The sequence below is a fragment of the Methanosarcina barkeri str. Wiesmoor genome, from assembly GCF_000969985.1.
In the GTDB taxonomy this organism is placed as follows: Archaea; Halobacteriota; Methanosarcinia; order Methanosarcinales; family Methanosarcinaceae; genus Methanosarcina; species Methanosarcina barkeri_B.
In genome coordinates this window covers 3,355,717-3,379,373 of the sequence record NZ_CP009526.1, presented here as the reverse complement: position 1 = coordinate 3,379,373, position 23,657 = coordinate 3,355,717, and the positions used below count along the sequence as shown (strand labels likewise).

The window sequence follows — 23,657 nt, the reverse complement described above, 5'->3', positions numbered from 1 at the left end:
AAATGTGTAAGGAAACGCATAATGAAGTTAATTGAAACACATAATGAAGTGAATTAGGAAATGCACCTGAAAGATTTCCCTCTTTTTCTTGTTTCTTTTATGTGCATTGGCTTAATCTTACTGGTTAAATTCAATTATTTTACTGGTTAAATTCAATTATCCCGGTAAGCTGTAAAAGCCTTTACTTTAAAAACAGTTTCTGTGGTTTTCTTTCTGCGCATGCTCTAAATAATACACATACATTATTTATATATTTGTCTGCTTATACATATTATATGACTTACCAGACGTGAAAAGATATATATGAGTTGTCTGTTCTAGTCTGCAAGATATAAGTACTGGATTTATCTTTATCCTTATTATTCTGGTCAATCTTATAATATGCTTAAAATGTCGGTTAGTTACAGTCAATGATATTGCTGTTACTTGACATATTTTTATCGAGATTTATTAATTAATATAAAATTATAATTGTCTCATTAACCTGCAGTCTGGAGTAACAATGACACTGATGGAAGATGCAAAGAAGGGAATCGTCACCCCTTCTATAGAAACTGTGGCAAAAACTGAAGGAATAGACCCTGAGACTGTCTGCTCCTGCGTGGCAAAAGGGCTAATTGCTATCCCTGTAAATAACAGGCGAGAGACCCTTCCTATAGGTATTGGCAAGTATATGAGCACAAAGATCAATGCCAATGTCGGAACATCGAGGGACTATGTAGACATTGATGCCGAAATCAAAAAAGCAAAGGCAGCAGAAGCTTTCGGCGCTCATGCTGTAATGGACCTTTCTACAGGTGGAAATCTGGACGAAATTCGCACCCGAATCCTGAAATCCGTTAATATTCCAGTCGGAACGGTCCCAATCTACCAGGCTGCAGCTTCCAGGAAAGTTGTTGTGGAAATGACTTCGGATGATATGTTCAACGCCGTCCGGAAACATGCCGAACAGGGAGTTGACTTTGTGACTGTGCACGCCGGGGTTAACTTAAACTCACTTGAACGGCTGCGTCAGAGCGACAGGATAATGAATGTCGTGAGTCGTGGAGGCTCTTTTACCCTTGCATGGATGCTGCATAATGGAGAAGACAATCCCTTCTATGCTGAATTTGATTATCTACTTGAAATCGCAAAAGAATATGATATGACCCTGAGCCTTGGGGACGGCATGCGTCCCGGCTGTATTGCCGATGCCTCCGACCGCCCGAAGTTTATGGAATTTATCACACTCGGTGAGCTCGTAAAGCGGGCAAGGGCTGCCAATGTCCAGACCTTTGTGGAAGGTCCAGGTCATGTGCCTTTGAACGAAATCGAACTCAGCGTTAGAGGCATGAAAGAGCTCTGTAATGGCGCTCCTCTCTATCTCCTGGGGCCGCTTGTAACCGATATCGCACCGGGCTTCGATCACATTACAGGTGCGATAGGAGGAGCAGTTGCGGGGATGCATGGCACGGATTTTCTCTGCATGGTAACTCCTTCGGAACACCTCGCCCTTCCAACCCTTGAAGATATAAAAGAAGGTCTGCTCGTAACAAAGGTTGCAGCTCACACTATTGACCTTATAAAAGAAGGTCCGAGAGAACGCGCCTGGGAAAAGGATCTTGCCATGGCCTATGCCCGCAGGGACCTTGACTGGGAAAAACAGTTCGAACTGGCAATCGATGGCAACAGGGCCCGCAAAATTCGAGATGCCCGAAAAACTGAAAGCGATACCTGCTCTATGTGTGGGGAGCTCTGCGCTTTGAAAATCGTAAAGGAAGCTTTTGAGAAAAAGAATTCGGAAGAATAAGATTTTTTTCAATTCTTTCCTTACTTTATTTCTATTTTTTAATCTTTTTAAGGATTTTATGTTAGGACTTAGATGTTAGAATATAATATTTTGAAATGAGTCGAAGTTTTGCCATATTTCACAAAATTCCTTATTTTTCAATAATATTTAAAGAGCCTATCCCATAACTCAAAACTACTTCTACGAATATGGAATTAAGAATCATCAATGAGTTTCTGATCACGGAAAATAGTTCTGAAATTCTTATCAGTTTTGATTATAAAGCTGGTTTTGGGATGAGCTCAAATAGAGTTCATCCCAAAACTTAAAATTTGCTTCTTGGGCCTTGTATTTTGAATAATCAATCAAGCTTATGATTATGAAAACAATTCTGAGAATTACCAACGATTAAAAGTAAAGTGGCTTTTGGGATAGGCTCATATAAAGATTTTTTTGTAAAAAAGTTTTCTTAAAGCAATTTATAATCAATTTAATGAATTTTTATATTGTGAATGTTATTTAGGAGGATATTTTATCACGTAATAACGCAAAAAATCTCATTTACAGTTTCAACACATTATTAATATTTATGTATTTTAATACTCATATGTTTATGCAAATTAAAAAGATAGTATCTATTAAACGTTACTTTCGTATTGTAATATTAATTAAGTTCTTATTATCAAATTTTGTATTCAACGGCATTTCTGGTTCAATTTTAAAGACACTGAATGTAATTTTTTGATCAAATAAGCAATTGTAGATCGTTTTTTGCATTTAACGTATTTTCGTCAATTTTGTCAAAATCTTATCTACCATGTTCTTGGGCCATAATATCGATATTACAGATTAATCTTCAACTATAGTCTTCAACTATATTTTTCTTTTTTAATATAAGAATAAATATAATTATTATTGCCAAAAAATTGGTTTGATTATATAAATATAGTCAAAGATATTGAGCAAAGAATATTGGAAGGATATCTCAAGCTAGAGCTAATCAAAGACAAGTTCGTGACAGTTACGGATAATATGGTCGATGATATTGAGCAACAAATATTGGGAGAATATCCCGAGCTAAAGTTAATCAAAAACAAGCCCGTGACAGTTACAGATAATATGCGGCGGGTTGCATGGTCTATCACACCTCTTTGGCTGTTTGGCGAAGTGATTAATGAACTGTTCTCGAGGAATATTTCTGATTTCTTTTGGCCGAACCAGAATGAGATGTTCTTTGTGCCTAACGTGCCGGAAGGTGATATCATTCGCAAATATACATCAGTTGGCCTGGCAAGGAAAGTCGGAGCCGATCGCATAGCACAGTGTTTTGCACTCACGTGTTGGGGCCCAGCATTTGACTTTCAGGCCATAGGAAAGATGATAGATGATATTGCTGCTCTAAAACCTAAGATTGCAGAATTGGATGATAGATACGGGCGAAGCCTGCTACGAACCGTCGTCGGCGATCGATATGTAATTACCCATGCTGTAACGATAGAGCCCGCGTTCCCAACAGAGTATATTCGGCAGCTTGGCAGGCTCGGATATGAGGTTTATTACATCGATTCTGAACAGGAACAGCTTGACACTTTGAAGATGCTTGCAGAGAATAAAAATGAGGAGGTGTTGAAAGATACCTTCAATTAATTTTTTTTATATTTATTTACAACCCTAATATTTTTAAAAACGATTTATTTTGAGGTCATCCCAAAACTTGAAATTTGCTTCTTAGACCTCGTATTTTGAATAATCAATCAAGCTCATGATCATGAAAATAATTCTGAGAATTCCCAATGATTAAGAGTAAAGTGGCTCTTGGGATAGGCTCTTTATACAAATTTTTTACTAGACTCTTCCAAATTTCAAAAAATTATGAATTCATTCCAAAACTTGAAATCTGCTTCTTAGGCCTTGTATTTTGAATAATCAATCAAGTTCATGATCATGAAAACAATTCTGAGAATTCCCAACGATTAAGAGTAAAGTGACTTTTGGAACAGGCTCTATGAAAACAGGCTGTCTCAAAAGTAAACTTGATTATACAATTGAGATATTATATTTGACTACAAAGATATCTGTATCTGATGTTTGAAGAATATCTTCTATGTATTATAAGGTAAATATTGTCCATAATCCAATTGTATAAATGGCTTGAGAATTGTATAAATGGTTTGAGAATTGTATAAATGGCTTGAGAATTGTATAAATGGCTTGAGTTTTGAGATAGTTTGTTTAATAGATTTAAATTCTTCACTAAACGGACTACCAGCTCTTGATGGTAATGAAATCCTTAAATATTCTTTGACTTTAGCAATTAGTGGATTAATATTTTTATTTACTCTTGATCAGCATTAATAAGTATCTTCATGCATTACCTCAAGGTTCATTTTATCAGATTCTTTTTATCAGTAGTAATAACATCATCTGAGTTTTTTAGGTTGATAAGCAATTCCTATAAGTATCTATTACCTTTGGATGTAAACTATCATGTGATAACTGGAAAGTGGGTTCTGCGTTTGAGCGAATACACTTCAACCATGTGGTGCGGATGATACCTAAGCTTCGCCTTTCGAAGTCCACTGGCACCGAGGTCGCTTTCCCGGTTGATATACTCCACCTCGCTGGCAAGAACTGCTGCGGTTTCGGCATTGATCGCCTTGTATATTCCTTCATAGTCAGTCAGCCCTTTCTCAAAATGGATTAGCGCTGTATTAGCATTGAGACGCTCAAAAAGGGAGATGGCACCTACCTGTGAGTCAACCCTTATCAAAAGGCCTCGCAGGGGCAGTTCGGTTAAGTGTTCGACCGCATAGGAAAATGCTTCTATTTCATGGGCAAGGGTGAAATTGTTCTTGCACCTTTTGCTCTCACACCACTTTACCAGGAATTCCATTATTTCTTCTCGGTTTTCTGAAGTTATTGGCTCGACAGTGTGCCGGTAATTTTTCCGGAATTTGTTAAGCTGGCTGCGGATTTTGAGGTATTTCTTTCCAGGAAGTTCAGCAAGGTCGAAAGCACGGTACACATATTCAAAATGGTTAAGGTCCGGAACCAGTATAAGGTCAGGATCGATTTCCTTCATACATTTTGCAGTCTCAGGATCGATGAGCATTAAGGGCTTATTATTGTTGCCCATGTCCAGCGCCAGCCGTATTACCTCCTTCATGAGTTCAGGATCACGGGGGCCTACAGGTGGGTGTAACCGTGTCACTCCTGCGGCGGTGCACGCTAGAATTACGTTTCCTTTCACGTATGCATACCGATAATGCATGAAATGGTTCCAGCAGATCATACTCGTGAAGGTGTTATCGCTATGGGTTTGCGGGTAGAGTGCGTAATGGCGCTCGAAAAAAGCTCGATCTGCAAGCGTGACCGGTTTGAAATCTTTTTTACCAAGCATTTTAAACAAGACTTTTCTTGCTTCATACTTATTGCTTCATACTTATTTTTATTGGAAATCTCAGGCTAGCAAAAATTACATACACTAAGAGTGGATTCAAATAACTTCAGTTTCATAACTTCAGTTTCATTAAACCTATAAAATTATTTGTATTTATCAATCTAATAAAGGAATAGAAAAATGTCAGAGCCGGAAAAACTTGAAGAAAGTTCTATAAAGCCTACAGAGAATGAAATAAAAACCTGTTTAAAAATCCGCGCCGCAGAAATAGAAGATGTCCCCTTGATTCTTGAGTTCGTCAAAGGCATTGCAAAGTTTGAAAACCTTTCCCACCTGGTCGCAGCGACAGAAGAAACTCTAGCAGAGGCCATGTTTGGAAAAAAGCCCTATGCTGAGGTTTTCTTTGCCGAACTGGACGGGGTTCCTGCCGGGTTTACTGTCTTTTTCCACAATTTTTCTACTTTTGTGGGAAAGCCTGGACTCTATATCGAGGATATTTTTGTAAAACCTGAGTTCCGGGGAAAAGGAATCGGGAAAGCAATGTTTCTCCATTGTGTAAAGCTTGCAAAAGAAAGAAACTGTGGAAGAATGGAATGGGCAGTTCTTGACTGGAACCCTGCAAGGAAATTCTACGAACGTCTTGGAGGAAGCTCTGCAGATGGGTGGCAGATCTATCGCATGGACGAGGAAAAATTTGAAAGCGCGTTTGAAAAATAATAAATTTGAGGTAAAAATTCTCGGCCGGACTAAAACCGGTTTCAGATCGCAGTTCTTACGTTGGAATCAGGTCTTTACTTGGAACTAAGTTTCGCGTTGGATCTAGGTTTTCACGCTGGAATTAAGTTTCATATCGAATCTAGTTTTCGCTTTAAACTTAAATTTTCACATTAAACTTAAATTTTTACGTTATATCTTCCTGCTGAACAAAAGAATGGTGTTCAAGGCGTTCAATTCTCTTTTCAAGGTTATCTATTTGCTGAAGAAGTTTTTCTGAGGCTTTTCCTCCTTCTTCCTGCTCAGCACCTGGCCATTTTCCTCCTGTTTTCTCGGCAAGTTTTTGGGCAAGCTGCATAAATTTGTCCAATTTCATAACCGGAAATGTTTCGAATTTGCACAGCCCTATGAACGGAAACACGGAATTCGCATATGTTTTTTCGTCTTCAGTTTCATAAATTATAAACGCGCGGTAGCCAGTAAGGTCAGTCCATTCATCAATTACTTTTATGCCTTTCGGGTATTCATAATTCGCATAGAATTCCGCAACTTTCAGGGAGTCTTTAGGCTCCCAGGTTATTATATCCATGAGTAACATTTCCTCATACCCCCAATACTAAAACTCAGTTTGAATCCCGTTTTATCGAAATCCTGTTCTATCAAACTTGAATCGGCTTCAAAAATACATTTGGTAAAGTTAAGTATTGTTTCTCTTCAAACGGGCATATACTTTTAGGAACAAATGTTCAGCAAAACAGGTCTGAATAAAGTTTTTATTTTTATTTGTCTGTTCTTTCCAGATCAAAGTTCTCAATTATTTCATCGTCACTCAAATTCAGTTTCATGGAAGTGAGATAGTCCATCTCAGCATCCCTTCTCAGGTTGAGATTCTCTTTGGTATTAGCTCCTTTATCAAAAACAATAAGAGAACCTTTTTTAAGTCTACTTTCAATCTGGTTATAAGTATCGGAAAAGTGCTCGAGATCAAGAACATTTCCTTTATTCACTGTTTCTCATGTATTTTTCTCATGTATTTTTCTCATGTATTTTTCTCATGTATTTTTCTCATGTATTTTTCTCATGGAGTTTTGAGAGTTGCAGCCTTGCCTTCTCTCTATTTTTTGAACCCTTAATTTTTCTACTTATTCTTTTTTGCAGGACTGTCAACCGATTAAGAGAATTTTTCAAGTATTTTGGATTCTCAATTTTTTTCTCCTATCAAAATGGTAATCATTTTTTGTGTAAATGTCTATTCTTACATGATTATTAAATAATATTAATAATTTAAAAAATATTAATAAATATTTCATATATTATAGGGAAAATAGTTGAATTAATATGCTAATTATCAACCAATACAAAAATAAAAACATCTACTTAATCAAAAAATTTATTTAAACAAAAATATACTTAAACCAGAGATCTCAAAAATGACAGGTATAAAAGAAATTAAAATCACAAAACGTCACCATAAAACAATTTATGCATAATTTTGCACTATGTTTTACTATTTTCATAAGCGTCTCCAGCTAATGTACTTAAAAAAGGTATTTTTGAGCAACTTTTTTACTCAATGTATAAAACCTATAAAAATATGCTATGTAATCATAAAATTATTAACATAAATAATCATAAAAGCATTTAAAAAAATTAATATACTTGAAAACTTGTTAATAAAATAATTATTTGTATTAAAAATTAGTTGTAATTTGAAAAAACTTATGAGAAAGAACTTAAAAGATAACTGTCAAAGAAAGTCACTCAGAAACGGGAATTGGTTAGATATATTTAGTCTGAAAACACATTTGGTCACATTTCCTAAAACAGAATCATAATTATTTGACTTTACTTTTACTGGTAATACTTAGGTTCCTGTTAATTGTCTGATAAGAACTGCTTATGTACAGATCTCTGGAATTCTTTCTCTAATTGACGTACAGGAGGAAGATTAACGAATAGAAAACTAATTTTGATATTGTTAACTCTGATTCTGACCAGCGGGGTCTGCCTGGCTGACAATTACGTAGGCGGAATCCCTCTGACTTCTGTCCACAACGGAACAGTAAGTGGAGGTGTTTATTGTGATAGCTACTACGGAACAGCAGATCAGGCAATACACACCGATAAAACTATAGACAAGACCTTTACACTGCCTGATGATGCTGAAGTTGAATGGGCGACGTTGCTCACAACCGTATACTGTGGGCACATGCAAAATAATTATAAAGGTTTTGCAAATGTAAGCTTTAACGACCAGACTCTCGGAAATGAAACCCTTAAAGTTCCTTATAAATACATTATTAATGGGGGTAATGACGGAAAAGCATATGTCCAGGTAAACGACCATGTTGACAGGGTAACCAGTGACTACATGATGTATTATGATGTCACAAGCCTTGTAAAGTCTGGGGAAAACAAAGCTACCGTACATACGGAGCCTACTGACGAGAAGTTTGATGGTAGAATAAAACTGATAACTCTTATTGTAGCTTACAATGACGGTAGCGGAAAAAAGATCTGGTATCAGGTAAACCGTGGACACGATGCGGATACTTATTATAGTGAGGATAACCTGGGTGAAAACTACATCGGAAGCACAGATTTTAAGGCAGCTTTATCAGCGGGTTCTACACTAAAATCTGCAAAGCTTACAGATATACACATGGCAAGTGCAGACGGGTCATACGCTTTCAACGGAAAATCACTCACTTCAGGTACACCCCAGGGTACTTATTGTGGATCTGATTCTTGGGATATTACGGACGATTTTAAATCTACCGATACAAACACTCTGACCTATGACAGAAATGCTGGATTCTATAAAAATGCACTTTCCATACTGACGGCAGAATATACTGACTCACAGGGGTTGGCACCAATAGCCAACTTCACGGCGGACAAGACAAGTGGAATGAAACCTCTAACAGTTGCGTTCATGGATCAGTCAACAGGTGAACCTACATCCTGGACGTGGGACTTTGGGGACGGTGCAAAGGCTACAGAGCAGAACCCTTCGTATACCTATGATTCTGTCGGGAACTATAATGTCACCCTCACGGTCACAAATGAAGCCGGTAGCAACAGCACAGTAAAGACGGATTATATCACTGTAAGTTCGGCGGAAACTAACGATCTCACGATCTCCGGAATCATAAACACTGTACCAGGCTCTGCGGTCTTTGCCAGGGAAGCAAATACCATAGTCACTAACGTCAAGAATACTGGCCCTGTTACCCTAAATAATATTTCGGTAGCTCTTTATGCCAGCGACGTATCCAGTTCAGTTCCAGTAAACACTACAACAATTGCATCCATGTCCAGTGGAGGAACGGAAACTGCGACCATAATCGACCCAACCGTACGCAATCTGGAAGGTAGCACTGTAACCTATACTGCAGTTGTTGACCCTGACAATCTGATCTCCGAAACTAATGAGACTAACAACAACAAAAGCAGTTTGGCTAAATCTGTCAAATATAATGGGTATAAAGGAAAACGCTACTGGAAAGGTGGAAGTGATATTACCACAAAAGAGACCTATGATCTCCAGGGTAACCTTCTGTACTCCACACAACCCGATACTTTTTACAAAGCTATTGGCTGGACTGGCAGGACCGAAACCTGGACTGCAAGTGATCTTCCACTCCCTAGTGGCTCCACCGTAGAAAAGGTCTGGCTCTATCTCGCCTACAACTGGGATACCACTTCTGGGGGAGTACCTAGCTGGAATGCTTCGTTTAACGGAAAGCAGCTTACAGGTGGAACACCATACACTGACAAGAGCAATTTTGGTGGGTATGCTGAGTATAAATATGGCCTTTATGCCTTTGATGTGACCAGCCAGTTTAACTCTGCAGGAAACAGTCTTGTCATGGCGCCTAATGCTGGCAATAGCAATGCTCTATACCCCAGCACTCTTGTTGTGATCTACCGTAACCCTAATGAAACCAGGAAGCAGATCTTCATCAATGAAGAATGCGACGAACTTGGTGTATCTGCCTCCGGGTATGGAACCACTTCCGAAGAAGCTACAGCATATGCTCCTTTCACGGGTATGTCCGTTGATGTAAGTAAGGTTAGGAACGCTACGCTGTACAGTTTCGCAGGAAGTGCCGGACCCGATGAAGGTAACCTGCTCTTCAATGGAAACACTGTGACAACCCTGGCATGGCAGGGAAGTTCAAATTCAGCAAGCCCTCTGGTCTTTAATGTAAAAAATTACATTAATGAAACCGGAAACGAGGCCGGAATCCAGGGCACAACAAACGGAGGCATGGATGCGCTCCAGCAGATCCTTGTCGTTGAATACCAGAAAGAACAAGAAGCTGCACCAGTAGCTAACTTTACCACAAATGTAACAACCGGTACAGCACCTCTTGAAGTTCAGTTTACAGACGCTTCAACTGGCACTGTTTCTTCCTATTCTTGGGACTTTGATAATGATGGCAATGTAGACAGCACTGAGCAGAACCCTATCTACACTTATGCTGCAGCCGGTACTTACACTGTTAACCTTACGGTTTCCAACGAGGATGGAAGCGATTCTGAGGTAAAAACTGGGTACATTAAGGTCTCCAGTCCCTCTTCAGCAAAGCCTGTAGCTGCATTTTCTGCGTCTCCTACTTCAGGAAAAACACCATTAAAGGTTAAATTTACTGATACAAGTACTGGCTCTCCAACTTCCTGGTTCTGGAACTTTGGAGACGGATCAAGTTCATTCGCTCAGAATCCGACTCATAAGTATTCAAAAGCAGGGGAATATACGGTTAACTTGACAGTAAAGAATGCTAAAGGCAAGAACACGGTAACAAAAACAGAATATATAAAAGTAATAACAAAACCGGTTGCAAACTTTTCTGCAACTCCAACCTCTGGAAAAACACCATTGAATGTTGCTTTTACTGACACAAGCACAGGAATCCCTGCTAAATGGAGATGGGACTTTGGAGACGGATCAAAGTCATTCCACCAGAATCCGATTCATAAGTATTCAAAAGCAGGAATATATACTGTTAATTTAACAGTAAAGAATGCTAAAGGCAAGAACACGGTAACAAAAACAGAATATATAATAGTGATTACAAAACCGGTTGCAAACTTCACCAGTAGTGTTACATCGGGAAAAGCACCATTAAAGGTTAAATTTACTGACACAAGCACAGGAACACCTGCTAAATGGATATGGGACTTTGGAGACGGATCAGATTCATTCCACCAGAACCCGATTCATAAGTATTCCAAGGCAGGAACATATACGGTTAACTTGACAGTAAAGAATGCTAAAGGCAGTAACACGGTAACAAAAACAGAATATATAAAAGTGACTGCATAAATATGACAACAAACACAAGACAGGGAATATATTCTGAAAACGAATAAACCTTAATTGAAAAAAGAGAAAAAATCGAGGCTAAAGGATTAAGTGATCATTGATAAAATCTGGCAAAACAACTCTTTAGCCTCGTTGACCAGAGTTAGAAGTCAACTTTGAAAAGAGCTGAACGACCTCGGTTTCGGAATCATTTTCTTTTCTACTATTTCCTCGTCCTGAACTGAAAAGAAGTATCAATGAAGGTGATACAATAAAATATATTCCTTTACATTATATGGGAAGAGATGAAAAATTAAGGCTACTCTAGCTTATTAATTCATAAGTAGCTGCTTACGGCAAAAATAGTAACTATGCATTTTTTTATAAATAATAATATTAATTTTAAATAAAATATCACTAAATAAAATTATCATTACATATAGTATTAAATATGATGTATTCATACGTACATTTATCTGTCTTTTTTCCTGAGGCCTGGGAAAAGCACATTTATACAAGCCGGGTAAAGGCACATACTATCGAATCCGTAAAAGGCCAACTGGAGATGATTGAGGTGCAGTCAATAGAGCTCATGGATGAAGGTGATATTCTCAGATTTGATGATGTTTATGGGGGGAAATGATGACTGTTTTGAGTTACTAAGGGTTTTACATAGAGCCAATAGCAAATCATAATTTGATCCGAAAATTAATCAATTAATTGGCTTACTTTGACTTGGGATCTCGTAGGTATATGCACCTTCAATGTTGAGAACCAAAATTATGGGGCATTCTTGAAGCCAGATCGATGTACGAGGCGAATGAAAGTAACTTGGTTCGGACGTCAAAGCTGGAAACGTGAACCAGGACTAATGGGCCTGACCATCTAACTGTGTTGTGTGATGAATAGAGAAGAACCAAAATTTTAGGAGTAAAAGAAATTCACGCACTTGAGGTTGCCATGGTAATAATCTGTCGTATAAGGAAGAGCTGTCAGCCAAAATCTGACAATAAGTATACATTATTAATAATCAAAACCACTTAAACAGTTAATTAAGTGCACAAATTTCTTCTTCTGTAGCGGTTATGTTTAAAATATTGAAAAGTTTTAATAAATTCTAATGACTTATTACTCAAATGTGATATTCATGAGCAAGCTAAAAGTTCTTCTGAGATAAATAGGTTCCATCCCTGTTATGATCTTTCTGATAATACTAGACGTTCATAAGTTACAGTTTTTGATGAACTGGAAACTTTCTAATAACCGAGACTGACTTTTTGGTTCAGTATTGTTCTTTTCGAAAATAATGGAGTAGAATGAATGGAATTCGATAAATCTGTACAAAACTATCTAATTGGAGCTAATTTTTCAAGTGGATTAGTCCTAGATATTTCTAAAAAAGAGAATTATATTTTAGATAGGATTTCCATATTAGAACAATTGTCAAAAGACAAAAAAATTATCCATCTTGGATGTTGTGATCATATTCCATTGATTCAAAACAAGATCGAAAATAATACTTGGCTTCACAGTAGATTGTGCAGTAATTCAAAACGGTGTATTGGAGTTGATATCAATAAAGATGGCATTAAATACCTTAAAAATAATTTAGGATATGAAGATGTTTTATGCGGAGATATTATTGAGGAGGAGCTTAATGCTATAAAAGAAGAACATTGGGATTATATGATATTGGGCGAAATATTAGAACATATTGACAACCCATGCCTTTTTCTAAGTGATGTTCAAAAAAAATACCATGGGATCGTGGATAGACTGGTCATTACAGTTCCAAATGCTCTTTCGTATCAGAATATGAAATATACTTTTTTAAATAAAGAATATATCAATACAGATCATAGATATTGGTTCACTCCATATACTTTAGGAAAAATAGTTACATTAGCAGGTATGGAAGTCGAAAAATTCTTTTTTTGCGTGCCCTTTCCACGAGATAATGGTGTTTTTTATGCTCTTAATCCAAAAAGTATACTTTTTGATTTTATTTGCAAACGCTATCCGCCAACTAGGGAGACGCTATTAATGGTTGCGGTAGTATGAGAAAAGATACAGCAAAAAAAGAGACAATTCTTGTTTTAATCACGTTTTCATATCCCTATGGGGCAATTAGAGAATCATTTTTAGATCCTGAAATCTCATGTCTATGTTCATATTTTAATAAAATAATTCTCGTGCCTCAATATCTCCCCGATGCCACTGAAAAGATAGCTCGGAATCTCCCTAAAGTATGTGTACTAGATGATTCTCTGATCATATATTCCAAAATTGGGAAGATTAGGAGTGTATTAATGAAGATATTTTTATGTTTGAGATCAAAGTTATTTTATACTGAAATTATTAAAAAACCAGCAATCATCACAAATATTAAATCCTTTAAATTGTTGGGAGAATTTATATCTGATGCCTTTATCATAAAAAAATGGGCTTCAAACTGTATAAAAAAGCATGATTTTGCTCCACAAAATACTATATTTTATACTTACTGGCTCAGTGCTTCGACCTTAGGTCTCGGTTTATTAAAAGAAGAGTATCCAGACATTGTTGTGATTTCAAGAGCACACAGGGGCGATTTGTATGAAGATCAGTATAGCTCAGCACATATTACCTTAAGGAATGAAACATTTTCATTAATATCAAAAGTATTCTTGATATCAAATAGTGGGAAGGAGTATCTAGAAAAAAAATATCCAACTTATTTAGAAAAATATCAAACTATAAGGTTAGGGGTAACAGATTCACATTTTATTACTTCTCCATCTGTAGATGGAATTTTCAGAATAGTATCATGTTCCTATATTGTGCCAGTTAAAAGATTGCACCTGCTAATAAATGGATTAAAAGAGTTTTGTATTCTTCGACCAAGCAAGAGAATTGAATGGACACATATCGGCTATGGTCCACTTGAACAGAGCATTAAAAAACTAGCATCAGAAGTTTTACCTGAAAATGTAAAATATAATTTTACAGGATTTTTACCAGATAAAGGAGTGATCGAATATTATCGGCAACACAATGTAGATGTTTTTATTAATGTCAGTGCGTCAGAAGGCATACCGGTATCAATAATGGAGGCCCAGAGCTGCGGTATACCAGTGATAGCTACCGATGTTGGCGGGACCCACGAAATAGTATCGGATGAAGTTGGATTGTTGCTTGATAGTGATCCGACCCCTATGGATATCGCAGATGCAATATTGAAATTTATTGATAATCCAAATCAAATTGCTGATAAAAAGAGAAAAAGCAAAGAAAATTGGAGGTTAAATTATAATGCTGAAGTTAATCACAATTTTTTTGCTCAAGAGATTGCAAATTTGCGGAATTGAGAGTTGAACTTGAATTCAGAAACTTTTCATTATTTTCTGGTCTTTAGTCTTTCCTCTCTAAATCGTGCAAACAGTAAAATCTTAATTATATTTCGATATATTTTCAATTTATGAGAAAACCAAACACCTTAAAAATATTACAAATATTTACTCTTGCTTCAGATTTCATGCTTGTTACAAAAAGTTCTCTGGATCATCATTGTCTCAGAATTTTCAACAAATATTTGGAAGAAAGATTTTGCAAAACTGATTCAAGATCTTACCAAACAGTAATATTTAATAATTTCTCCCATTGGTAGAAATTACTTTATATAATATTTGTTTATCCTCAACTGGGATAAAAAATCTGAAAAATATAACATATTGTAAAGCCATTAAAACTAATCCAAGTAATATGTTATACTTGTTTACTATTATTAGGTAGACAAGAATTAAAAACATTGTAATACCAAAGATTTTAAAATACCACCAGAAGTCAAACTTAATCTCTAAAAGGGACTTCATAAAATGAAGCATTAGAATCATACTGATAATCAGAGAAAAACTTGTTGCAAGGGCTCCTCCATTGATACCATAAGTTGGGATCAAGACTATATTAATAATAATGTTAAATGTTGCTGAAACCAAAGGAATTTTGTAGACAAGATTAACTTTTCCAATGCTTGCAAAAATAGACCCTACAGATTTAGTTATTCCATAAAAAAGAGTTCCAATGAGCAAAATGATTAATGGAATGTATGAGAGTTCAAATTCAGCTCCAAAGATGAGAGCTACAACCTTTTCTCCGAAAAAAATAAAAAAAGTAGTGAAAAAAGTCAAAAAAAGACAACTATATTTCATACATCTGTCAACTACAGTTGTTATTGAATCGCTCATTTTTTTTGCATGGTATTCAGAGATAAGAGGGAAAGTAATTTTCTGAAGTGAATCGGGAAAAATCCAGATAAGCTTTGCAAACATAACTGCAACGCTATAAACTCCAACATCTGTTTTGGTCATAAAGTACCCAATCATCAGGATATCTGCCTGGTAATTAATAAGATTTATTGCATTTGCAAGCACTGTTTTTGAACCAAAATCAATAATCTGAACAACTGCTCCATACAAATTGGAAAATGTTATCTTGGAAATCTTTTGAACAGATATCAAAAGCAGTGTTGTCAGAGCAGATGAGAGTACGATCCCAGTAACTGCGCCATTGACGCCGTACTTAAAAACTAGGAGAAAAGTAAAAATTAGTAAAAATGTACTCTGAACTATGGTGGCCCATGCGTTTTTAGTCATTTCTCTCAAGCCATTGAGAAGACCAAGAAGTGTACTATTAATAATAGAAAATGGAAACGCAAAAGCAAGAATTTTCAATAGGCCTGAAAGTTCAGGCATGTTAAATAATTTCGCGAATAAATTTGTACTCAGATAAATAAATATGAAAGAAAATAATCCCAATAAAACAGATGTGATTAAACCTGCAGACACAATTTGTGCTATTTTTTCTTCGTTGTCACGAAATTCAGCCACATATTTTATAATAGCTGCAGGAACTCCAATAGTGACAAACAGCATAAGACTTCCAAAGATGGTGTTCACCATTCGATAAAGACCCAGATCATCGGCTCCTAAATATCGTCCCAAGAGTACGGTTATAGGAAATCCTAAAAGCATACCTATAGCAGAAGCTATAAATGTAACACCAACATCAGATGTAAATTTTTGGAGTTCTGACAACAGATCACACCGTTTTACGAATTAAAGAAGGAGAAAGTCATATAAAATATTTCAGTGGGAACTTTATTACAATTTGTTTAATGTTTTACAAATTTCCGCACATGCATTCCCATTTCCGAAAAAGTTCCCTTTTACGGGAACACCTTTAAAATTTAAAATTGCATCCATGATTTTCTCATAGTCCGTTCCAACAAGTACATTCCCTCCATCCTCTATAGTTTCCACCCATTCGGTATTTTCCCTCATAGTTATGCAGGGTACTCCAAGCATGTAAGCTTCTTTCTGCACGCCTCCTGAGTCTGTAAGGATCTTCTTTGCATGAACCATGAGCTTTAGCATTTCCAGGTATCCAAGGGGAGGAATGACTTTAACTTTTTCACACAATTTATTCCAGAGACCGTACTGTTTCAGATACTTTTCAGTTCTAGGGTGAACTGTAAATACAATGGAAACACCTGTGTGACAGAAAGCGTTTGTTATGGAGGAAAGGTTTTCAAAGCTGTCAGTGTTCGAAGCCCGATGAACAGTTGCAACAATATATTCTTTTGAGTTAAGGTTCAGCTTCCCCAGAATTGTAGCTTTTTGTTCTGCAATCCTTATGTTATATTTCAAAGAATCAAGCATTACATCTCCTACATTATAGACTCCTGTTGTGATTCCTTCTTTTTTTAGGTTTAAGACTGCAGTTTCTGTTGGGCAAAAAAGCAGGTCTGAGGTATGGTCTGTAAGTACTCTGTTAATTTCTTCAGGCATGGACCGATCAAAAGACCGAAGACCAGCTTCTATATGCGCAGTTTTGATATGTAATTTGGAAGCAGCAAGATCTCCTGCAAGTGTAGAGTTCGTGTCCCCGTATACAAGGACAAGGTCGGGACTTTCTCTTAGAAGAATTTTTTCAATTTCAATCAACATTTTTCCAGTTTGAACTCCATGACTGTTGGACCCTACACCAAGATTGTAGTTCGGTTTAGGGATCTTTAGTTCATCAAAGAAAATATCGGACATTCCTGTGTCGTAATGCTGACCTGTATGTATGAGTATTTCTTCGTGTTTTTCTCGTATAAGTCGAGAAAGAGGTGCACACTTGATGAATTGAGGACGAGCTCCGACAATAGATACTATTTTCATTTTATCCTCAAATATTTAGAACTTACTCTCAAATATTTAGAACTTACTCTCAAATATTTAGAACTTACTCTCAAATGTTTAGAGTTCACTCTTTAAAGTCTGGAACTTGCCCTCAAACGTTTAGAATTTATATAATTTTCATTTAATGTGTTTATAAATAATTCTTCTGTTTTCTGAGCCACATTTCCCCAACTGTAGTGCATCAACACTTCGTTACGCCCACGTTTTCCCATTTCATTTTTTAAAGCTCCGTCCTTTAGCACTTGTAAAATAGCCTCAGATAGTTTCTGAGAGTTTTGCGGCTCAACCAAAACTCCTGCTTTTACTTGATTCAGTATTTCAAATCCTCTCACATCACTTGCTATGACAGCTTTTCCGCACGCCATATATTCATATAATTTTAAAGGAGAATAGCCAGACTTTAGGGGTATCTTAGGTACCACGCAAACATCACTTGCATTTATATATAGTGGCACTTCATCATAGGATACGAAACCTGTGAATATGAATTTTTTATCTATATTTAGATCTTTAACTTTTTGAATCAGATCGTTTTTTAAAGGCCCATCCCCGATTATTAAAAATATTGTTTCTGTTTCTTCTTTCAAAATTGCAGGTGCGGCTTCTATGAGATATTTAAGTCCCTGCCATTCTACTAGAATGCCAGCAAAAGCAACAACATTGTTTTTATCAAGCCCGTATTTCGTTTTCAAATTTGATCTCTTATTCAATGGCCTGAATATATCTGTATTTACTCCGTTTCCTATTACCTCTATTTTTTCTTCAGGAATGCGGTACTTTTTGATTATTTCTTGTTTTATTCCTTCAGTGACTGTAATTATCCTGCTTGCTTTTGAGTAATAACTTTTTTCACATAGTTTTATGAGTTTCACATAAACCTGTGGCTCGTGTCTCATTGATATCTCGTCAAGCATATTCCCATTAACTTCCATAACCAGAGGGATATTAAATAATTTAGAGAATATCAATGAGGGGGATAAGAATAATGTTCCATCAAATCGCTGATAAAATATGTCTGGTTTTTTTTTGATTAATATGTATAGGGGGTATATCATCCAGAATAGAAAATTCAACAGAATAGTGCGCTTTACACGCTTGGTACCAAAAAGTGGAATATAACATTTATTTTTGATTTCAATTTCAGTCTGTGGTTTTTGACATATCAAATGGACTTCATTTTTTTTTGATAAATTATTATAAATTTCCAGTGTGTGTGTCGTCCCAGCATTTTTTTCTCCAAAATATATATCTGTTAGATAGTGTATATTCATTTGTTTTATCCGTAAATAATTCCGCTTCGGAATTTTATTCTCTTTGGCCATATTTTCACACTCCAGATAATCCCTAATGATCCAAATCATCCAACTTTCAAATTTTTATGAAATCACTTTATATAATATTTAACTAACTTTTTTGATATATCATCAATGATGGCACAAATTTTGCAGTTCTAATAGACTTCATAAAAATCCACAAAAATACCGTCTATTTCTCAATATGGGAGTAGTTTGTGATCTTTCGCTAACTGGTAGGTATTTCATGAGCAATATCCAGTTTAACTAACGTTTTACTTTTCATGAACTAAGGTAGCTTGCTCTAGCTAACCTGATTAAAGTGTGAAACTAACCTGATTAAAGTGTGGAACAAAAAATACGAAAACTATACAAATATGTTTGAAAATAACTTCAATCAAATTACAGAAAGACCAATTGTATTTCATACCGGCCTGCTTCTCTAACTGGATTTGCATGTTGCTTTTACCGATTTCGGATTGTGCGGCTTTTTACAGTTGTCAGCGCCTTTCCATTATGTGGATTCTCTATTTTTTCCGGTTAGTATTCGACAGGTTCTTGAGAGCCTTCGGTCGATACTTCCCAGTAAGTATATATATAAAGCCCGAGATAATACAAAATAGCCCGGATATGGATCTTTTCTATCTTTCTCCAGGTCGACCTCGACGGTTTCTGGTGGAAACTGTCAAGCGGTATTAGGCAAGGGCCTGGAAAATCAGTTTTTATCGTCATTTTCCAGGCTCTTTCTGTCCAATAATGCAATCACCTTTCATTGATACTCAGGTGGTTGGCTGTCGAATGTCACTCTCAATATACTGAGTTGCCATACTGATCGGCAGATGTCTTTTCAGCTTGGCTTCAGAATCTATTTATCTATCTTACTTTTGGACTCCATTTCCTTTCGACATAATAATGATTTTATACCAATTATATAAAGTTATTTTATAGGTATTATGTGGTTTTGAATAAATTAATTATATAAAACATTAATATTTTTTAAGATATGTTCCATAAGTTTTTATAATAAGTTTTGAGTTTAAATAATTTATATTCGATGATGGTTGATAGTTTTTCATTAACTTAAGCACCATGCTGATAATAAATATACTGTTCCCGGTACCGATATCTTGGAATATTATATAGAAAGTCTAATCATAAAATTAAATATAATGTTAAAAAGGATGAAATGATTTATTTTTAAAACAGATACAATTAGTAAGTTAGAATGCGGCGACCATTTGCAGTATTATTTTTCAGATCGCATACAGAAATGTACTATTATCTTGTCAACTATTGTTATTAAATCATATAAATTCAATATATAAAATTATTAAATAATACTAAAATTAACAAAAATCATAAATATAATGAAAGCGTAAAATAGTTCTCATTTTCAATTCAGTTTTACTGAGAATACAAAAGAAATATGAAAATTTTCACTGTCTATTGCCAATTTAGCACGGCAGTTTTCTGTTTTTTTATCCTGAAAAAATTTCAATTTGACACTTTTTGCTTTTGTCTATATTTTTCATAACGAGCCTATCCCGAAACTTAGAATTTGATTTTTTTGAATCTTGTATTTGGAACAATCAATTGAATACCTAATCGCTAAAATAATCCTAAAAACTCATGATGATTTAGAATAAAATAGGTTTTGGGATAGGCTCTAACCTAAACAATCTTTTTCATAACCTAAACAATCTCATTTCGATTCTGAGTTTTGCTTCAATTGGGAATCTATTTCTGGATAGATCTTGCGGTGTTTCATCCTTAAATTATTTCTCTTTTTTAATTTTTGTATTTTAAATACATATCGTATACAGGTGACCCACTATTTTACTCCAACTTCAAATTTGTTTCATTTTACGTAATCGTTCCACAATACAAAAATGGAATTGGAATTTACTCAACGTTTAACTTTTTGCGTTGCCTGCTGGTTGTATTATTTATTGGACTTCCAAATGGTTTTGAGTCTGCGAAATCATTTTAGAATACAATAGTATATACTGTTAGCTTAACATTAGAAAATACTCCAGGCCGTAGTACTGTAACAAAAATAGCCTATATAATAGTTGTAAAAAACAGTTGCTTAATTCTCTGCAACTCCAACCTCGAGAAAAGTGTCATTAACGGTACAATTTACTGATATAATTGGAATTTACGGATAAAATTGAAAACATGTAAAAAAGAGTCTTAAGATTACGATTTGCAACACCTCATGGACACAACTAAATATTGGAGGGAAGGAAAACTCCTCCCTCTCAAAATCTGATCCTCTTCACAGATTTGGTAGTCACAAATTTATACGTTAAGGCTTTTGCAAGTGGCACTTTTATTGGCTGAATTTCGGATTTTTGGAACATTTTTGTTACTTTTCAGTAGAGCCGATTTTGCTTTGGAAACCGCGTCTTCCGGTCCTGCAGTATAAATATCAGCTCCTATCTGGTCAGCCCAGGTCTGAGTCACCAGCGACCCACCCACACCCGTTATGACCTTATCCCGGATCCCTGCAGCTTTGAGCTGCTCCTCTATCTGAATCTGGTGGATCATTGTAGTACTCATAGAGGCGAAACTGAACACAAAATCGGCTTTCTTTTCTGTCGCATTTGCAGCAAAACTTTCAGCCGATACGCCATTTCCAAGATCAATTACTTCAAAACCTTCGTCTTCGAGCGCAGTCGCAACACTGTCCTTCCCAAAAGTGTGTGAATCCCCTTCAACAGTGCCAATTATGACAGTTCCAGAACTCTCATTTCCCTGTTTGCAAGAAGCTTCGGCCGAAACCGGAAAGACGAATTGAGCAACAACTATTCCCAGGATTAACAGAACCAATAAATTGAAATTTTTCCCGTACATATTTTTATCTCCTCTCTTTATACAGGCTTTTTTCTCCTCTTTCTTTATCCAGACTTACCTGCTTTTCTCGCACTTTTTTCCATCCTCATTTTCGTTTTTTCCTATAGGCTTCTCGAATACAAGGGGGAGATAGTCATAGTTCGTTTCCGTTACATTGTAAGGAAGGTCTGCAATCAGATCTCCGTCTTCATCCGAAGCTGTTTCTGAAAAACCATCTCCTTCAGGAGAAGCCCAGAAGTTCCCTCCCAGGTAAGGTCCTCCGACGATATTTTCACCTTCGGTTTTTGAGATGTTCCAGGCATTTGTTCCGTAATCTTCGGCGTTTTTGCTGTTATTCAAATAGTTGTTGTAGATGATGTTGTAATCCGAATTTGTCCCATCGGTCCAGTTAAGGTTAAGAGATACGCCAATGTCATTTCCCGAAATACTGTTTCCTGAAATTGTATTGTTGCCGCAGCCTTCTGTAAATAATCCATATGAGCTGGCTGTGATAGTATTATTACTCAAAGTATTTTTCTCACTGGCCCCGTACAGATAGATTCCTTCATAGGCCCCGGAAAGAGCATTTCCTTCAAGAGTATTGTTGCAGCTTACATCCCCAAGGTCTATGCAGCACCAGCTACTCGAAGTAACTGTGTTTTCTTTGAGGATATTGTCTCTGCTAATATCACAGAGCCAGATACCTGCCATATTGTTCGAAGCATTGTTTTCTTTTACAAGGCAGTTCCTGCAGTTGCTTAAGATGAAGGCATCACCTTCATTCGAATTAGCGTCATTGCCCCTGAGAGTTACTACCGAACAGTTTCCGAGGTAAACTCCGTGTTCATTGTTTGAAATATTGTTTCCTTCAAGCAGTGAGTTTTGAGTATTGTACAGGTAAACTCCAAAACTGTTGTTTTTAAGAACCAGGTCTTTGAGAGTTATGTTTTCACAGTTAATACAGTAGACAATTCCTGCATTCGAATCAGAGTCAAGAGTTTTGTTCGAAACTCCTAAAAGATAGTATATCGATTTTCCATCCGCGGTGTTGCTGGTATCGATTGTGTTATTCATCTCTCCAGTGTAGTGATAGGTATAGGCTCCGAAATTCCTGTCGTTGCAAGACATTGAGTTGTTTTTAAGTACGTTGAAGCTTGAGTCGAGATAAATCCCCCACATATTTGAGTTTGCAATATTTCCTTCCAGAGTGCTTCCATTCGAATTTCCCAAGTATATGCCATACATCTCATTTGAGTTTGCGGTGTTGTTTTCGAGCAGGCTTTCTCCAGAACCGGTAAGGTAGATCCCGTAAAAGTTGTTTGAGGTTTCAGAGTCAATAATACGGCAGCCGGAAGAGTTTTCCATGTAAATGCCAATTGCGTCCTTAAATGCACAATTATTTTGAAGAGTATTGTTTTCGGATGCATTCAAATAGAAACCGTAATGACGGTTAGAATCTGCCTTGTTGTTTTTTATTAAGTTTTGTTCCGAACTTTCAAACCAGATTCCATTGTCACTGCTAGATAAGCAGTTATTTTCCAGAGAGTTCTCATGTGAACCTTTTAGCATGATACTTCTCCAGTTTCCTGTAAAATAGTTGTTGCTGATGTTGCTTTCCGAAACCCCGTCAAGATAAATCCCATATGCTGAATCTGCTCCTTTCAAAGTAAATCCACTGATATTTACGGAATTAGAAGTCACATGGAATACAGGGCGCTCAGGATCCAAAGCAGTGATGACGGTTTTATCAGGGCATTGATTCCTGGCGATTATGTCAAGAGATTTATTTACAAGTACATTTTCACTGTAACTCCCTCCCTTGACGAGGATAACATCCCCTTCAGCAGCGGCATTTATGGCTTCCTGAAGGCTTCCGTATTTTCCCGCACCTCCTTCTTCCTTCACGCAGAGCGTAGCTGCGGACGCAGAGCTTGATATCAGGATTAACAGTACAAAAACGGCAGTTAATACGAGTATTGTCTTTCTTTTCAATAGATATCATCTTCCTATAGATGGATTCAGGTTAGTTTCCGCTCGTGATTTCTAGAAGGACGTAGGGAGAGGCTTTCTACTCGGCACTTTCTAAAGTTTGAACAAACTCTGGAGATCAAGAAGT

General features: G+C 36.4%; 15 protein-coding genes and 2 pseudogenes. 7 read left to right on the top strand and 10 right to left on the bottom strand.

Annotated features, from left to right (window positions below; genetic code table 11):
- Positions 1-502 precede the first annotated feature (502 nt).
- The gene (gene thiC / locus MSBRW_RS13990) at positions 503-1,789 is read left to right on the top strand and encodes a phosphomethylpyrimidine synthase ThiC (RefSeq protein WP_011307106.1); all 1,287 of its coding nucleotides are present in this window, start codon (positions 503-505) and stop codon (positions 1,787-1,789) included.
- A gap of 1,215 nt (positions 1,790-3,004) precedes the next feature.
- Complete coding sequence (locus MSBRW_RS22510) at positions 3,005-3,415, top strand: hypothetical protein (RefSeq protein WP_155398313.1); 411 nt, start codon at positions 3,005-3,007, stop codon at positions 3,413-3,415.
- 838 nt (positions 3,416-4,253) lie between these two features.
- Here MSBRW_RS22510 and MSBRW_RS13980 read toward each other — a convergent pair.
- Positions 4,254-5,168, bottom strand: coding sequence for a DUF2156 domain-containing protein (locus MSBRW_RS13980; protein WP_011307108.1), 915 nt, complete (start codon positions 5,166-5,168; stop codon positions 4,254-4,256).
- Between the two features lie 180 nt (positions 5,169-5,348).
- On the opposite strand from MSBRW_RS13980, the gene MSBRW_RS13975 reads away from it, so the two are divergent.
- The gene (locus MSBRW_RS13975) at positions 5,349-5,885 is read left to right on the top strand and encodes a GNAT family N-acetyltransferase (protein ID WP_011307109.1); all 537 of its coding nucleotides are present in this window, start codon (positions 5,349-5,351) and stop codon (positions 5,883-5,885) included.
- Between the two features lie 184 nt (positions 5,886-6,069).
- Here MSBRW_RS13975 and MSBRW_RS13970 read toward each other — a convergent pair whose 3' ends face one another.
- From MSBRW_RS13970 to MSBRW_RS21415, 3 genes and pseudogenes are all read right to left on the bottom strand, one after another.
- Positions 6,070-6,480: a DUF3303 domain-containing protein gene (locus tag MSBRW_RS13970; RefSeq protein WP_011307110.1), complete on the bottom strand. Its 411-nt coding sequence runs from the start codon at positions 6,478-6,480 to the stop codon at positions 6,070-6,072.
- A gap of 187 nt (positions 6,481-6,667) precedes the next feature.
- Positions 6,668-6,892: pseudogene (locus MSBRW_RS13965) on the bottom strand (IS1634 family transposase); the annotation flags it as partial.
- Positions 6,893-6,956: 64 nt separating this feature from the next.
- Positions 6,957-7,094, bottom strand: a pseudogene (locus MSBRW_RS21415) (transposase); the annotation flags it as partial.
- Positions 7,095-7,851: 757 nt separating this feature from the next.
- Between MSBRW_RS21415 and MSBRW_RS23020 the strand changes: the two are divergent.
- The 4 genes from MSBRW_RS23020 to MSBRW_RS13945 all read left to right on the top strand — a co-directional run bounded on the left by MSBRW_RS23020 (position 7,852) and on the right by MSBRW_RS13945 (position 14,540).
- Entirely contained in the window at positions 7,852-11,214 is a 3,363-nt protein-coding gene (locus tag MSBRW_RS23020) for a DUF3344 domain-containing protein (protein WP_011307111.1), read from the top strand.
- Between the two features lie 430 nt (positions 11,215-11,644).
- Positions 11,645-11,836, top strand: coding sequence for a hypothetical protein (locus MSBRW_RS23015; protein ID WP_048102787.1), 192 nt, complete (start codon positions 11,645-11,647; stop codon positions 11,834-11,836).
- Positions 11,837-12,513: 677 nt separating this feature from the next.
- Positions 12,514-13,254, top strand: coding sequence for a class I SAM-dependent methyltransferase (locus MSBRW_RS13950; RefSeq protein WP_011307112.1), 741 nt, complete (start codon positions 12,514-12,516; stop codon positions 13,252-13,254).
- A complete protein-coding gene (locus MSBRW_RS13945; RefSeq protein WP_011307113.1) occupies positions 13,251-14,540 on the top strand; it encodes a glycosyltransferase in 1,290 nt (429 codons plus the stop codon). The genes MSBRW_RS13950 and MSBRW_RS13945 overlap by 4 nt, the downstream gene beginning before the upstream one ends.
- 276 nt (positions 14,541-14,816) lie before the next feature.
- Here MSBRW_RS13945 and MSBRW_RS13940 read toward each other — a convergent pair whose 3' ends face one another.
- The 6 genes from MSBRW_RS13940 to MSBRW_RS13915 all read right to left on the bottom strand — a co-directional run bounded on the left by MSBRW_RS13940 (position 14,817) and on the right by MSBRW_RS13915 (position 23,533).
- Positions 14,817-16,265, bottom strand: a complete 1,449-nt coding sequence (locus tag MSBRW_RS13940; RefSeq protein WP_011307114.1) for a flippase — start codon at positions 16,263-16,265, stop codon at positions 14,817-14,819.
- 66 nt (positions 16,266-16,331) lie between these two features.
- Positions 16,332-17,393, bottom strand: a complete 1,062-nt coding sequence (wecB, locus tag MSBRW_RS13935) for a non-hydrolyzing UDP-N-acetylglucosamine 2-epimerase (protein ID WP_011307115.1) — start codon at positions 17,391-17,393, stop codon at positions 16,332-16,334.
- A 92-nt stretch (positions 17,394-17,485) separates the two neighbouring features.
- Complete coding sequence (locus MSBRW_RS13930; RefSeq protein ID WP_011307116.1) at positions 17,486-18,736, bottom strand: glycosyltransferase family 4 protein; 1,251 nt, start codon at positions 18,734-18,736, stop codon at positions 17,486-17,488.
- Positions 18,737-19,246: 510 nt separating this feature from the next.
- Positions 19,247-19,438 carry a hypothetical protein gene (locus MSBRW_RS13925; RefSeq protein ID WP_048136569.1) on the bottom strand — a complete coding sequence of 64 codons (192 nt, stop codon included), beginning with the start codon at positions 19,436-19,438 and terminating at the stop codon, positions 19,247-19,249.
- Positions 19,439-21,007: 1,569 nt separating this feature from the next.
- Positions 21,008-21,562 (bottom strand): cobalamin B12-binding domain-containing protein, encoded by a 555-nt coding sequence (locus MSBRW_RS13920; protein ID WP_011307117.1) that lies wholly within the window; start codon positions 21,560-21,562, stop codon positions 21,008-21,010.
- A gap of 54 nt (positions 21,563-21,616) precedes the next feature.
- Positions 21,617-23,533: a NosD domain-containing protein gene (locus MSBRW_RS13915; protein ID WP_011307118.1), complete on the bottom strand. Its 1,917-nt coding sequence runs from the start codon at positions 23,531-23,533 to the stop codon at positions 21,617-21,619.
- Positions 23,534-23,657: the final 124 nt, after the last annotated feature.

Coding starts and splice junctions, on each gene's coding strand:
- thiC (WP_011307106.1), top strand. CDS start 503: ATGACACTGATGGAAGATGCAAAGAAGGGAATCGTCACCCCTTCTATA.
- MSBRW_RS13980 (WP_011307108.1), bottom strand. CDS start 5,168: ATGCTTGGTAAAAAAGATTTCAAACCGGTCACGCTTGCAGATCGAGCT.
- MSBRW_RS13975 (WP_011307109.1), top strand. CDS start 5,349: ATGTCAGAGCCGGAAAAACTTGAAGAAAGTTCTATAAAGCCTACAGAG.
- MSBRW_RS13970 (WP_011307110.1), bottom strand. CDS start 6,480: ATGTTACTCATGGATATAATAACCTGGGAGCCTAAAGACTCCCTGAAA.
- MSBRW_RS23015 (WP_048102787.1), top strand. CDS start 11,645: ATGATGTATTCATACGTACATTTATCTGTCTTTTTTCCTGAGGCCTGG.
- MSBRW_RS13950 (WP_011307112.1), top strand. CDS start 12,514: ATGGAATTCGATAAATCTGTACAAAACTATCTAATTGGAGCTAATTTT.
- MSBRW_RS13945 (WP_011307113.1), top strand. CDS start 13,251: ATGAGAAAAGATACAGCAAAAAAAGAGACAATTCTTGTTTTAATCACG.
- wecB (WP_011307115.1), bottom strand. CDS start 17,393: ATGAAAATAGTATCTATTGTCGGAGCTCGTCCTCAATTCATCAAGTGT.
- MSBRW_RS13930 (WP_011307116.1), bottom strand. CDS start 18,736: ATGGCCAAAGAGAATAAAATTCCGAAGCGGAATTATTTACGGATAAAA.
- MSBRW_RS13925 (WP_048136569.1), bottom strand. CDS start 19,438: ATGACGATAAAAACTGATTTTCCAGGCCCTTGCCTAATACCGCTTGAC.
- MSBRW_RS13920 (WP_011307117.1), bottom strand. CDS start 21,562: ATGTACGGGAAAAATTTCAATTTATTGGTTCTGTTAATCCTGGGAATA.